Genomic DNA, 13,851 nt, shown 5'->3' with positions numbered 1-13,851 from the left:
TGCGGCGGCGAACCTTCGGGCTCGCCGGCGCCATCAGGGAGCGTTCACGTTAAGGACACGTGCGCGCGTCGCAAAACGTAGTTTTGCGCCCTGCGACAGGCAGAAAGTTCCGCTTTCGTGCTTGTTTTTCGTGGCAATCCAGCAACGCCGGGGTGATTTCGATCACTTCGCCCGTGCCAAGACCGGAAATCACGGTATTGTCACGGGTAGCCGGCGACCCCCGATTAGCGAATTCTTGATAGTCGGGTGACAGCATGGTTCGCTACGACTGATCGGCTATGATCGCGGGGAATCGAGTGACCGTGATTCGCACGGCATGCAACGCGTAGGGTCTTTTTTGGTACGGAATTTGCTCTATTTGAAGGACTGTACCGGCTGTCGTGCCGGAATAGGGCGATCGAGCGGACGGGATCGAACCGCGGACGGAGACATGAATGAGTAAGGTCGGCACGAGCGACTCCAAGAACACGCTGTATTGCTCGTTCTGCGGCAAGAGCCAGCACGAAGTTCGCAAACTGATCGCGGGTCCCACGGTCTTCATTTGCGACGAGTGCGTCGAGCTCTGCATGGACATCATTCGCGAGGAGAACAAATCCTCGCTGGTGAAGTCGCGCGACGGGATTCCGACGCCGAAGGAAATCTGCAAGGTGCTGGACGATTACGTGATCGGCCAGAACCATGCGAAGAAGGTCCTCTCGGTCGCGGTGCACAATCACTACAAGCGCCTCAACCACCAGACCAAGCACAACGACGTCGAGCTTGCGAAGTCGAACATCCTGCTGATCGGTCCGACCGGCTCGGGCAAGACGCTGCTCGCGCAGACGCTCGCCCGCATCCTGGACGTTCCGTTCACGATGGCGGATGCGACGACGCTGACCGAAGCCGGCTATGTCGGCGAGGACGTCGAGAACATCATCCTGAAGCTGCTCCAGGCCGCCGACTACAATGTCGAGCGTGCCCAGCGCGGCATCGTCTATATCGACGAAATCGACAAGATCAGCCGCAAGTCCGACAATCCCTCGATCACGCGCGACGTGTCGGGTGAGGGCGTGCAGCAGGCATTGCTCAAGATCATGGAAGGCACGGTGGCTTCGGTCCCGCCGCAGGGCGGCCGCAAGCATCCGCAGCAGGAATTCCTGCAGGTGGACACCACCAACATCCTGTTCATCTGCGGTGGTGCGTTCTCGGGCCTCGAAAAGATCATCTCGGCACGCGGTCGGTCGACCTCGATCGGTTTCGCCGCTCAGGTGCTCGCGCCGGAAGACCGCCGTACCGGCGAAATCTTCCGTCACGTCGAGCCGGAGGATCTCCTGAAGTACGGCCTGATCCCTGAGTTCGTCGGCCGTCTGCCCGTCGTGGCGACGCTGGAGGATCTGGACGAGGCTTCGCTCAAGAAGATCCTGGTCGAGCCGAAGAACGCGCTGGTGAAGCAGTACCAGCGGCTGTTCGAGATGGAGAACATCGAGCTGACCTTCGCCGACGAGGCGCTTGGCGCGGTTGCCCGCAGGGCGATCGAGCGCAAGACCGGTGCGCGCGGACTGCGCTCGATCCTGGAGGCGATCCTGCTCGAGACCATGTTCGACCTGCCGGGCCTCGAAGGTGTGGAAGAAGTCGTGATTTCCCGCGAAGTCGTGGAAGGAACGGCGCGTCCGCTCTACATCTACGCCGATCGGTCCGATCGCGCCGTCGAGAACGCCAGCGCCTGATTTCGGCGCTGGAACGCTCCAATCGTCTCCTCAAGCAAGGCTGCGGAAGGTATCTCCGCAGCCGGTGTTGCGTCGCTTTATTCGCGTGCGTAAGCGCCTGATGGCGCGCGTCTTTCAATGACTTGACACCCCCCCAGTCGATAGCCACCTAATGTAGGCGGCGAGCAAAAATTCTCTTCAAGATTCGCCTCAGTTCCGATCCGGCAGGCCGGTCCAACCTCAAAAGGACCGACCGGTTTAGCGGATCACCTCGGCACCTTGTGGCGGTTGCGCATGAGCATGGCGGGCTGCGTGCAAGGGGGCAAAGCAAAAGGAAAAGGCCATGACCAATCCAAAACCCAGGCCAACCATCGTTCATGGCGAAACGCACGCCTATCCCGTGCTGCCGCTGCGCGACATCGTCGTCTTCCCGCACATGATCGTTCCGCTCTTCGTCGGCCGCGAGAAGTCGATCCGCGCGCTCGAAGAGGTGATGAAGAACGACGCGCTGATCATGCTCGCGACCCAGAAGAACGCGTCCGACGATGATCCGGCACCCGATTCCATTTACGAGACCGGTACGCTTGCCAGCGTGCTTCAGCTCTTGAAGCTTCCCGACGGCACCGTGAAGGTGCTGGTCGAAGGGCTCGAGCGTGCGCGCGTGCAGAAGTACACCGATCGCGCCGACTATTACGAAGCGACCGCGGTTGCGCTCGCCGACACCGATGCGAAGTCGGTCGAGGCCGAGGCCATGGCGCGCTCGGTCGTGTCCGACTTCGAGAGCTATGTGAAGCTCAACAAGAAGATCTCGGCCGAGGTCGTCGGCGTCGTGCAGGCGATCACCGATTTCGCCAAGCTCGCCGACACCGTCGCCTCGCATCTCGCCGTCAAGATCGCGGATCGCCAGGGCATCCTGGAGACGCTGTCGGTCACGCAGCGCCTGGAGAAGGTGCTGGGCCTGATGGAGAGCGAGATCTCGGTGCTCCAGGTCGAGAAGCGCATCCGCTCGCGCGTCAAGCGCCAGATGGAGAAGACCCAGCGCGAGTACTATCTCAACGAGCAGATGAAGGCGATCCAGAAGGAGCTCGGCGACGACGACGGTCGCGACGAGCTCGCCGATCTCGAAGAGAAGATCTCCAAGACCAAGCTCTCCAAGGAAGCGCGCGAGAAGGCGCAGCATGAATTGAAGAAGCTGCGCCAGATGTCGCCGATGTCCGCAGAAGCGACCGTCGTGCGCAACTATCTGGATTGGCTGCTGTCGATCCCGTGGAACAAGAAGTCCAAGGTGAAGAAGGATCTGGAAGCCGCGCAGGCGGTTCTGGATGCGGATCACTACGGGCTGGAGAAGGTCAAGGACCGCATCGTCGAGTATCTCGCCGTGCAGTCGCGCGCCAACAAGCTGACCGGCCCGATCCTGTGCCTCGTCGGCCCTCCCGGTGTCGGCAAGACCTCGCTCGGCAAGTCGATCGCGAAGGCGACCGGGCGTGAGTTCGTGCGCGTCTCGCTCGGCGGCGTGCGCGACGAGGCCGAGATCCGCGGTCACCGCCGCACCTATATCGGCTCGATGCCCGGCAAGATCATCCAGTCGATGCGGAAGGCGAAGTCGTCGAATCCGCTGTTCCTGCTGGACGAGATCGACAAGATGGGCGCCGATTTCCGCGGCGATCCGTCCTCGGCGCTGCTCGAGGTCCTCGACCCCGAGCAGAACGCGACCTTCAACGACCACTATCTCGAGGTCGACTACGATCTGTCCAACGTGATGTTCATCACGACCGCGAATACGCTCAATATTCCCGGACCGCTGATGGACCGCATGGAGATCATCCGGATCGCTGGCTACACCGAGAACGAGAAGGTCGAGATCGCGCGCAAGCACCTGATCCCGAACGCGGTGTCCAAGCACGGTCTGGACTCCAAGGAGTTCTCGATCGACGACGACGCGCTGCTGCTTTTGATCCGCCGCTACACCCGCGAAGCGGGCGTGCGCAATTTGGAGCGTGAGCTCTCCACACTCGCCCGCAAGGCGGTGAAGGAGCTGATGATCTCCAAGAAGAAGTCGGTCAAGGTCACCGAGAAGACTCTGGAAGAGTTGCTCGGCGTGCCGAAGTACCGCTTCGGCGAGATTGAGAGCGAGCCGCAGGTCGGTATCGTCACCGGCCTTGCCTGGACCGATGTCGGCGGTGAGTTGCTGACGATCGAAGGCGTCATGATGCCCGGCAAGGGCAAGATGACCGTCACGGGCAATCTGCGTGACGTCATGAAGGAATCGATCTCGGCGGCGGCGTCCTACGTCCGCTCGCGCGCGATCGTCTACGGCATCGAGCCACCGCTGTTCGACCGCCGCGACATCCACGTGCACGTGCCGGAAGGCGCGACGCCGAAGGACGGTCCGTCGGCGGGCGTGGCGATGGCCACCGCGATCATCTCGGTCATGACCGGCATCCCGGTCCGCCACGATGTCGCGATGACCGGCGAGATCACGCTGCGCGGCCGCGTGCTGCCGATCGGCGGCCTGAAGGAGAAGCTGCTGGCTGCTGCCCGCGGCGGCATCAAGACGGTGCTGATCCCCGAGGACAACGCCAAGGATCTCACGGAGATTTCCGATGCGATCAAGGGCGGCATGGAGATCATCCCGGTCTCGCGCCTCGACGATGTCGTCGCCAAGGCGCTGGTCAAGAAGCCGGTGCCGATCGTCTGGGAAGAGGACACCAAGGTGACGGTGAAGCCGGACGGCGACGAAGCCGCCGGCGGCCTGACCGCTCACTGAGATCGCAGCTCGAAAAGATGATAAAACGGCGCCTTCGGGCGCCGTTTTTGTTGTGGGGCATTTTGTTTTGGGCAGCGGATGACGACGATGCACATCGACGGGCAATGCCATTGCGGCGCGATCACCTTTGAAGCCGAGATCGACCCCGAGACGGTGTCGGTCTGCCATTGCCGGGACTGCCAGACCCTGACGGGATCGCCGTTCCGGGTGACGGCGATCTGCACCAAGGCCGACGTCAAGCTGACCGCCGGCACGCCCAGGATCTACGGCAAGCGCGGCGACAACGGCCGGATGCGCTTCCAGCACTTCTGCGCCGAGTGCGGTTCCCCGCTGTTCACGAGCGGCGAGGGCGACCAGGAGGACGATTGGGGCATCCGCTGGGGCAGCATCCGCCAGCGCGATAAATTGCGGCCCGTCAGGCAGATCTGGTGCCAGTCGGCGGCGGTGTGGATCGACGCGGTGCCACTGCTGCCGGGACGGCCGGGGGATTGAGGCCGAGGAAGTGCAGTTCCGCGCTTGCCCGTTCGGGGCAGGTGGGGATAAAGAAGCGGCGAGGGGCGGTTAGCTCAGCTGGTTAGAGCATCTCGTTTACACCGAGAGGGTCGGGAGTTCGAATCTCTCACCGCCCACCAGCCTTTGCTCGCTTCGCGAGCTTCGGCTCGGCGAGCCAGCCTCACACGTTATTGGCGCGAAGCGAACGAAGGCTGCCGCGCAGAAGCCGATAGGCGCAGGCGGGCAATACCGAGACACAGAGGCCCTGATGCAACAACCAAGCGGACACGAGCAGAACGCCGACCAGATCGCCTACTGGAACGGTCCCAGCGGGCAGCGTTGGGCCGATCGCCATGCGGCACAGGAGAGCCTGCTTGGCCCCATCGCCGATGTGCTGATTGACCGCGCCAGGCCGAAGCCGGGCGAGCGCGTTGTCGATGTCGGCTGCGGCTCCGGCGCGACGACGTTCGCATTCGCGAAGGCTGTCGCGCCTGATGGCTTCGCGCTCGGGCTCGACGTCTCCGAGCCGATGCTGTCGCAGGCGCGCGCGTTTGCGCCAAAAGGCCTGCCGCTGGATTTCGCGCTGGCGGATGCGACGGTGCATGCGTTCGAGCCGGCGAGCTTTGACCTGCTGGCCTCGCGGTTCGGCGTGATGTTCTTCGCCGATCCCATCGCATCTTTCACCAACCTCCGCCGCGCGCTGAAGCCGACGGGGCGGCTGGCGTTTGCCTGCTGGCGCGAACCGAAGGAAAATCCGTGGATGATGGCGCCGTTGATGGCCGTCTACAAACACGTGCCCAAGATGCCGCCGGTCGGGCCGGACGAGCCGGGCCCGTTCGCCTTTGCCTCGGAAGAGCGCGTGACGCGCATCCTGAAAGGCGCGGGCTTCGTCGACATCGCGATGGAGCCGCACAATCTCGCGATGGATGTCGCGATCGGCGGCGGGCTCGATGCCGCGGTCGAGGGCGCGCTCCAGATCGGCCCGGCCAGCCGCGCGCTGCAGGGCCATCCGCCGGAGACGTATGCCGCGGCTAAAGCCTCGATCCGCGAAATGCTCGCGCCGTTCCTGAAGGGTCAGAGCGTGGCGCTCCAGGGCGCGATCTGGATCGTGACGGCGAAGGCGGCGTAGGCGTCGCTGTTCACGCGTCCCCGCGCCAAACAGTCAGTGTCGTCCGGGCCTAGTGCGCAATTGCGCACGGGGGCCGGCAACTGTTATGTTGGCTTGGTGTGCAGGTACGGTTTCCTGTCGCGCATGATGGCATTGAGGACTGTGAGCAGCTTCCTGGCGACGGCAATGAGGGCGAGTTTGGCTGGTTTTCCGGTCTGTCGCAGTCGGGTGTAGAAGGCTTCGAACGGATCGGCGCGGCGAACCGCGTTCAGAGCGGCCATGTAGAGGGCGTCACGCACGCGCTTTCGGCCCCCGGCGATCTTGCGTTTGCCACGGAAGGCGCCGCTGTCGACGTTGAAGGGGGCCAGGCCGGCAAGCGCCGCAATTTGTTTCGGTCCGACCCGGCCGAGTTCCGGCATCTGTGCGATCAGCTGCATGCAGGCTACGGGACCTACGCCGGGAAGTGACCGTATCAACTGCGCATCATCCGAGATTTCCGGCTCAGTCTTGATCAATGCGCTGATGTCGGCCTCGATCTCGGCGATCTCGCTGTCGAGGACTTCAATGAGACGGCCGATACGATCGGCCATGGCGCGGTCATCGGCCTCGCTGCGCCGGTTCTTCTCCTGAGCACGCATGAGGACCAGCTGATCCCGCCGTTTTGCCAGCCTGGCCAGCGCATTGCGGGCGGGATTGGCGGCTTGCTCGGTGGCCGGCTGCATGGCCCGGGCAAAGCTCGCCAGCATCCGCGCATCGATCGGGTCAGTCTTGGCCAGCTGGCCACTGGCGCGCGCAAAGTCGCGGGCCCGGGCCGGGTTGATCCGGGCGAAACGGATGCCGGCCTGACTGAGCGCCTCGCGAAGCTCGATGTCATAGACACCCGTGGCTTCGAAGACGACCAGCACATCGCATCGCCAACGCGCCACGATCTGTGTGATGGCCTGTGTCGCGTTGGCGATGCGCTCCGGCACGCCCAAGCTCTCATCGAAGATATCGAGATATCGTTTGGAGACGTCGATTCCGACGCAACGAAGGGGTATCATCATGGTGCCTGTCCCTGTGATGCGAGGTCTGTTGGCGCAGCCTCGTGCAACTGTTCAGGTTGATAGATGGAACGGGCGGGAGACCGAGCCGGCTCACGGCGTCAAGCGCCAAGGACCCAACGGCTTCCCGCCCACCCTCATCCTGACAGACTTCCAAGACACAGGGACCCATAACCCTAGGGAGAAGTGCGGCACGAGGCTGATAATCACGAGCCTTCGTTAAACTACTCCCTGTGGTTATGGGTCTCGGATCAGCGCTCCGCTTCGCTGCGCTTGTCCGGGACGACACCGGAGATTGGAGCCCGCACGCAACTACCTCACACCACATCATCCGGCGCCAAAGCGCAGCCATTGTCGGGATGGGTCTCGACCTGAAGGGTGGTGTGGCCGATGCGGTGGGAGCGCTTCAGCATTTGCGCCGTCTCCATCAGGAATGCATCGCCGGCGCCGGTGGGCATGACGAGGTGGCAGGTCAGCGCCGTCTCGGTGGTCGAGATCGGCCAGACGTGGAGATCGTGGATCGCGGACACACCGGGACGTGCCAGCAGGAACACCCTGATCGCGGCAATGTCGGTGCCTTTGGGAGCCGCTGCCATCGACATGTCGATGGAGCCGCGGAGCAGGCTGGTGGTGCTCCAGAGGATTGTGACGCAGATGATGAGGCTGGTGACGGGATCGAGCCAGAGCCAGCCGGTCCAGATGATCAGCGCCGCCGAGACCACGACGCCAAGCGAGACCGCGGCGTCGGCCGCCATGTGCAGATAGGCCCCTTCGATGTTGATGTCGTCCTTGCGTCCGCGCGCGAACAGCATGGCGGTGAAACCATTGATGAGGATGCCGATGCCGGCGACCACCATCACGGTGATGCCGGCGACCGGCTCCGGCTCACGCAGGCGCAAGAACGCTTCCCAGCCGATCGCGCCGGTCGCGACCAGCAGGAATACCGCGTTCGCCAGCGCCGCCAGGATGGTGGAGGCGCGCAAGCCATAAGTGAAGCGGCCGCTCGGCGCGCGCCGCGCCGCGATCGATGCGCACCAGGCCACGACCAGGCCGAGCACGTCGCTAAGATTATGGCCGGCGTCCGCAAGCAGGGCAGTGGAGTTGCCGATATAGCCGTAGACGGCCTCGGCCACGACCAGCGCGGTGTTGAGCGAGATGCCGATCGCAAACGCCCTGCCGAAGCTGGCGGGGGCATGGACATGCGCGTGGCCACCATGATCGTGATCATGGCCGTGGCTATGATCATGGTGATGATGGCCGTGATGGTCGTGGCTGCCCACCTCTACCGCTCCCCGGACGCTGCCAAATCAGGCGCCATTGTAGGCGTTTCGTTTGCCACGTCACGGCGGAACAGCACGTAGAGCGCCGGCAGCACCAGCAGCGTCAGCACGGTCGCGGAGATGATGCCGCCGATCACCACGGTCGCAAGCGGCCGCTGCACCTCGGCCCCGGCCCCGGTGGCAAGGGCCATCGGCACGAAGCCGAGGGACGCCACCAGCGCCGTCATCAGCACCGGACGTAGGCGTGTCAGCGCACCCTCGCGCACCGCGTCGGCGACGGGGTGCCCCTCGCTGCGCAGCCGCTCGATGAAGGCGATGATCACGAGGCCGTTGAGCACGGCGACGCCCGACAGGGCGATGAAACCGACGCCGGCGCTGATCGACAGCGGGATGCCGCGAAGCAGCAGCGCCATAACGCCGCCGGTCAGCGCCAGCGGCACGCCGGAGAACACGAGCGCCGCATCCGCCGCCGATCCCATGCCCATGAACAGCAGCAGGAACACCAGCAGCAGCGCCACCGGCACCACCAGCGTCAGCCGCTTGGTCGCCGAGACCAGTTGCTCGAACTGTCCGCCCCAGGCGATCCAGTAGCCCGGTGGCAGCTTGACCTTCTCCGCGACCGCTGCCTCGGCCTCGGTGACGAAGGAGCCGAGATCGCGTGCGCGGACGTTGGCGGTGACGACGATGCGCCGCTTGCCGTTCTCGCGGCTGATCTGGTTGGGGCCGGGCGTCGCATCGACGGTGGCAACCGACGACAGCGGCACATAGCGCATCTGGGCGAGGAGGGAGCCGGGCAGTGCCGTCCGGATCGGCGCACCGATTGTTGCTTCCTCACCCGGCGGCAGCGGGATCGGGATCGCCCGGATGGCCTCGAGATTGCCGCGCAGATGTTCCGGCAGGCGCACGACAATGTCGAAGCGGCGGTCGCCCTCGAACAGCTTGCCGGCCGACTTGCCACCCACCGCGATCTCGACGATGCCCTGCACCTCGCTGATGCTGAGCCCGTACCGGGCGAGCGCCTGGCGGTCGAGACGGACGGTGAGGATCGGCAGGCCCGAGACCTGCTCAATCTTGACGTCGCTGGCGCCGCGTATGCCGCGGATCGCGGCCTCCACCTGTTTCGCCGCGCCTTGCAGGATGTCGAGGTCGTCGCCGAAGATCTTGACGCCGACATCGCTGCGGACGCCGGAGATCAGCTCGTTGACACGGAACTGGATCGGCTGGGAGATTTCATAAGCGCTGCCGGGGATGTCGTCGGCGGCACGGTCGATGGCCTCGATCACGTCCGACTTGGACCTGCCCGGGTCGGGCCATTCGGCGCGCGGCTTCAGCATAATGTAGCCGTCGGTCTGTGCCGGCGACATCGGGTCGGTTGCGATCTCCGCTGTGCCGATGCGGGTGAAGAACTCCTTCACCTCCGGAATCTGCTTGATGCGTTTTTCCAGCGCCTTTTGCAGGTCCAGCGACTGGGTCAGGCTGGTGCCGGGAATCCGGATCGAGGCCAGCGCGACGTCGCCTTCGTCCAGGCTCGGAATGAACTCACCGCCCATGCGCGCGGCCGCAACGCAGCTTGCGACCACGATGATGGCGGCCATGATTGCGACGCCGAGGCGATGATCGATCGCCAGCCGGAGCAGGGGCAGGTAGGCGCGCTTCGCCAGCCGCATGAACAGGTTTTCGTGTTCGGACACCTTGCCGGTGACGAAGATCGCGACCGCCGCCGGCACGAAGGTGATGGAGAACAGCACCGCGGCGCCCAGCGCCATCAGCACCGTCAGCGCCATCGGCGTGAACATCTTGCCTTCGACGCCGGTCAGAGTCAGCACCGGCAGATAGACCACCGCGATGATCAGCGTTCCGAACAGGCTCGGCTTGATCACCTCGCTCGACCCGCGCCGGATCGCGCGCAGCCGTTCGGAGATCGTGAGCAGCCCGCCTTTCTCGCGCTGGGCCTCGGCCAGCATGCGCAGGCAATTCTCGACGATGATCACGGCGCCGTCGACGATGATGCCGAAATCGATCGCGCCCAGGCTCATCAGGTTCGCACTGACCTTGGTCTCGACCATGCCGGTGACCGTCATGGCCATGGACAGCGGAATGACGCAGGCCACCACGAGCGCGGCGCGAATGTTGCCGAGGATCAGGAACAGCACGGCCACGACCAGGGCCGCGCCCTCCACCAAATTGTTCTCGACGGTGCGGATGGTGGCTTCGACCAGATCAGTGCGGTCGTAGACGGTCCGCGTCACGACGCCGTCGGGCAGCGACTTGGCGATCTCCTCGAGCCGGGCCGCGACACGGCGCGCCACGGTGCGGCTGTTCTCGCCGATCAACAGCATGGCGGTGCCGAGCACGGTTTCCTCGCCATCCCGCGTCGCGGCTCCGGTGCGCAGGTCGCGGCCTTCGGTGACGATCGCGATATCCCTGATCCTGACCGGATTGCCGCCGCGCGAGCCGATGACGATGTCCCTGATTTCGCCGACATTGCCGACCTGGCCCGGCGAGCGAACCAGATATTGCTCGCCATTGCGCTCGATATAGCCGGCGCCGACGTTGGTATTGTTGGCGGCGAGCGCCGTCATGACGTCGCGAAAGCCGAGCCGGTAGGCCATCAGCTTGCCGGGATCGGGAAGCACATGGAATTGCCGCTCGAAGCCGCCGATGGTGTTGACCTCGATCACCCCCGGCACGTTGCGAAGCTGCGGCTTGATGATCCAGTCCTGCACGGTGCGCAAATCGGTCAGCGAATAATCGTGGCCGCCTTGGGTCTTCGCGCCCGCCTTGGCCTCGACCGTGTACATGAAGATTTCGCCGAGGCCGGTCGAGACCGGTCCCATCGCGACCTCGACGCCGGCCGGAAGCTGGTCCTTCACTTGGCTGATCCGTTCGCCGACGAGCTGGCGGGCAAAATAGATGTCGGTGCCGTCCTTGAAGACGACGGTCACCTGGCTCAGGCCGTAGCGCGACAGCGAGCGGGTGTAGTCGAGTTTCGGCAGGCCGCCCATGGCGGTCTCGACAGGGAAGGTGATGCGCTGCTCGGTTTCCAGCGGCGAATAGCCGGGGGCGCGGGTGTTGATCTGGACCTGGACGTTGGTGATGTCAGGAACGGCGTCGATCGGAAGGCGCTGGAAATTCCAGGCTCCGAAAGCGACGGCGCCAAGCGCGAGCAGCAGGACCAGCCAGCGCTGCTGCAGCGAGACGGCGATGAGGCGCTCAATCATGCTCGGCCTCGCCCTTGCCCATCTCCGCCTTCACGACGAAGCTGTTTTCCGCGACGTAATGCTCGCCGGCCGAAAGGCCGGCTCTGATCTCGACATGGCGCGGATCGGAATCTCCAAGCTCCACCGGGCGCGCCTCGATCTTGTCGCCATCCTCGCGGACGAACACGATGGTCCTGTTCTCCAGCGTCTGGATCGCGCTTTTGCGCACGGCGACCGCGACGTCGCGCGCGGCGAGGATCAGCCGTGCCGTGACGAACAGGCCGGGACGCAAGCGTCCGTCCGGATTTGCCAGCACCACGCGCGCCAGCGCGGTCTGGGTCTCGCTCGAGCCGATCGGGGCCATATAGGAGATGGTGCCCTTGATCTCGCCGCGGCCGTCGTCGGGATCGATCAGCACCTCGTCGTTGAGGCGGACGCGCCGCAGATCCTGGCGATAGATGGACAGATCGACCCAGATGGTGGTGAGGTCGGCGACGACGAAAGCGGGCTTCTGCTCGGAGGCGTATTCGCCGAGCGAGATCTGCCGCTCGATGATGGTGCCGGCAAGCGGCGCCTTAAGCTCGTAGACGGTGAGGCTCTGGTTGCTCTCGATCGCGGCGAGCAGATCGTCCTTGCCGACCTTGTCGCCGATGCGCTTCTGGATCGACTTGGCGACGCCGGGAAAGCGCGGCGTCACCTGCACCACGGCTTCCTGGTTGGCGCGCAGGATGCCGTTGAAGGCGAGCGTGTCGGTCAGCGTGACGCTCCCGGCTTCCGCCAGCGTCACGCCCGCGGCTGCGAGCTTGACGTCGGAGATGCGGATCCGGTCGGCGCCGTGCTCGTCCTGCTCGACATGGTCGTTCGGCTTCTCCGGCTTCTTGTCTGCGGCGTGTTCGGCCTGCTCGACCCTGGACGGACCGAGCAGGGAATAGCCGTAAGCGCCAAGTGCGGTGCCAAGTGCGGCGGCAAACAATGCGACGAGGATGGTGGAGGACGTCTTCATCGTGCGCTCTCCCGCGCCAGCGTGAAGGGATTGCCGACGAGGCCTTCGATGGTCGCCACCCCCGCGTGGAAATTCTGCAGCGCCTCCTGCTCGCGCAGCCGCGCCTGGGTGACGCTGGCCTGGGCATCGAGCACTTCGAGCAGGCTGAAGCGGCCTTGGCCGTAGCCTTGAGCGATGGCGTCCGAGGCTTCGGTGGCTTTGGGAATGGCGCTCTCGCGCAGCACCGCGAGCTCGCGCAGCGAACCCTGGAGCGAGTCGTAGGCGCGACCTGCAACCACGATCAGCGTGTTGCGGTTGGCCTCGCGCTCGGCCTTGGTCTTGGCGAGGCTTTCCTGCGCCGAAAGGATATTGCCCTGGTTCCGGTCGAACACGGGGATCGGCACCGAGACGGTGAGGCGTGCAGCGTCGTCATTGGTCTCGTTGAAATGGCGCCAGCCGGCGGCGATCCGCACGTCGGGATAGGGCCGCAGCCGCGCCAGCAACAGCTCGGCGTTGCGCTGGGCATAGATCGCGGTCCAGCGCACCAGCTGCGGATTGGCATCGATCGCGGCGACGACCGACTGGAATGTCGGCGGCCGGCCCATGGTGTCGAGCCGTCCGGAGACCTCGCTGAATTTCGGTGCCGCGTCGCCCATCAGGACTGCAAGCTCGCGCCGGGCGCTGGCCAGCGTCGCCTTGAAGCGCTCGCGGTCGGCCTTCACCAGGGCGGAAGCCACTTCCGCGCGGCCGGTCTCGGCCGGCGAGGAGGCACCGGCCTCGACGCGGCGGCGCAAGAGCGGCGTCAGCCGGTCAATGGCGGTGATCTGCTCGTCGAGGATCTGGATGCGCCGCTGTGCGCCGAGCACGCTGAGGAAAGCGATCGCGGTCTCCGACAGCACCTCCAGCCTGACGGCCTTGCGCTGGATCGCGGCGACCTCGATCCCGGCGACACCCGCTGCAATCCGCGCGTCGCGCTTGCCGAACAGCTCGAAGGCCTGGCTGATCTGGAGCGTGGTCTCGGCCGATCGCGTGCCGCGATAGATGCCGGACCCGAATGAATTGTCCTGTTCGTAGGTCAGTTCCGGATTGAGAAGCGCACCTGCCTGGATGCGCTGGCCCGTGGCGATGCCGACATCGCGCTCCGCCGCGGTCAGCCGCGGGCTCGTGGCCAGCGCGCGCGAGAGCGCGCTCCGCATCGTCAGTGTCTGGGCGTGAGACGGCGCAAGCGCCAATCCGGCAATCAGACACCCTGCCGCGCACGCCAGGCGCGCGGCCATTCCCCTGCAAAACATGA

General features: G+C 64.9%; 9 protein-coding genes and 1 tRNA gene. 5 read left to right on the top strand and 5 right to left on the bottom strand.

Translation table 11 applies throughout. From position 1 onward, the window contains the following. The first annotated feature begins 434 nt into the window (after positions 1–434). The 5 genes from clpX to AC0L3C_RS06515 all read left to right on the top strand — a co-directional run bounded on the left by clpX (position 435) and on the right by AC0L3C_RS06515 (position 6,073). Positions 435–1,706 carry an ATP-dependent Clp protease ATP-binding subunit ClpX gene (gene clpX, locus AC0L3C_RS06535; protein WP_007603503.1) on the top strand — a complete coding sequence of 424 codons (1,272 nt, stop codon included), beginning with the start codon at positions 435–437 and terminating at the stop codon, positions 1,704–1,706. A 322-nt stretch (positions 1,707–2,028) separates the two neighbouring features. Continuing rightward, complete coding sequence (gene lon, locus AC0L3C_RS06530) at positions 2,029–4,452, top strand: endopeptidase La (protein ID WP_473279188.1); 2,424 nt, start codon at positions 2,029–2,031, stop codon at positions 4,450–4,452. An 87-nt stretch (positions 4,453–4,539) separates the two neighbouring features. After that, positions 4,540–4,944, top strand: coding sequence for a GFA family protein (locus AC0L3C_RS06525; RefSeq protein ID WP_473407553.1), 405 nt, complete (start codon positions 4,540–4,542; stop codon positions 4,942–4,944). A gap of 63 nt (positions 4,945–5,007) precedes the next feature. Further along, positions 5,008–5,084: transfer RNA gene (locus AC0L3C_RS06520), tRNA-Val, on the top strand. Positions 5,085–5,212: 128 nt separating this feature from the next. Further along, on the top strand, positions 5,213–6,073 hold the full coding sequence (locus AC0L3C_RS06515; protein WP_473407474.1) for a class I SAM-dependent methyltransferase: 861 nt from the start codon (positions 5,213–5,215) through the stop codon (positions 6,071–6,073). An 83-nt stretch (positions 6,074–6,156) separates the two neighbouring features. Here AC0L3C_RS06515 and AC0L3C_RS06510 read toward each other — a convergent pair whose 3' ends face one another. From AC0L3C_RS06510 to ihpA, 5 genes are all read right to left on the bottom strand, one after another. Further along, positions 6,157–7,098 carry an IS110 family RNA-guided transposase gene (locus AC0L3C_RS06510; protein ID WP_473407473.1) on the bottom strand — a complete coding sequence of 314 codons (942 nt, stop codon included), beginning with the start codon at positions 7,096–7,098 and terminating at the stop codon, positions 6,157–6,159. Positions 7,099–7,412: 314 nt separating this feature from the next. Beyond that, the gene (locus AC0L3C_RS06505; RefSeq protein ID WP_473259834.1) at positions 7,413–8,375 is read right to left on the bottom strand and encodes a cation diffusion facilitator family transporter; all 963 of its coding nucleotides are present in this window, start codon (positions 8,373–8,375) and stop codon (positions 7,413–7,415) included. A 2-nt stretch (positions 8,376–8,377) separates the two neighbouring features. Beyond that, a complete protein-coding gene (locus AC0L3C_RS06500; RefSeq protein WP_473407472.1) occupies positions 8,378–11,596 on the bottom strand; it encodes an efflux RND transporter permease subunit in 3,219 nt (1,072 codons plus the stop codon). Beyond that, a complete protein-coding gene (gene ihpB, locus AC0L3C_RS06495; RefSeq protein WP_473407471.1) occupies positions 11,589–12,578 on the bottom strand; it encodes a divalent metal ion exporter adaptor subunit IhpB in 990 nt (329 codons plus the stop codon). Before ihpB ends, AC0L3C_RS06500 begins: the two co-directional genes overlap by 8 nt. Beyond that, the gene (ihpA, locus tag AC0L3C_RS06490; RefSeq protein WP_473407470.1) at positions 12,575–13,849 is read right to left on the bottom strand and encodes a divalent metal ion exporter subunit IhpA; all 1,275 of its coding nucleotides are present in this window, start codon (positions 13,847–13,849) and stop codon (positions 12,575–12,577) included. Before ihpA ends, ihpB begins: the two co-directional genes overlap by 4 nt. Positions 13,850–13,851 lie beyond the last annotated feature (2 nt).

It is taken from the genome of Bradyrhizobium sp. WSM4872, from assembly GCF_055811715.1.
Note: the sequence above shows the minus strand (reverse complement) of the source record. Positions and strands in the feature narration are given on the sequence as shown.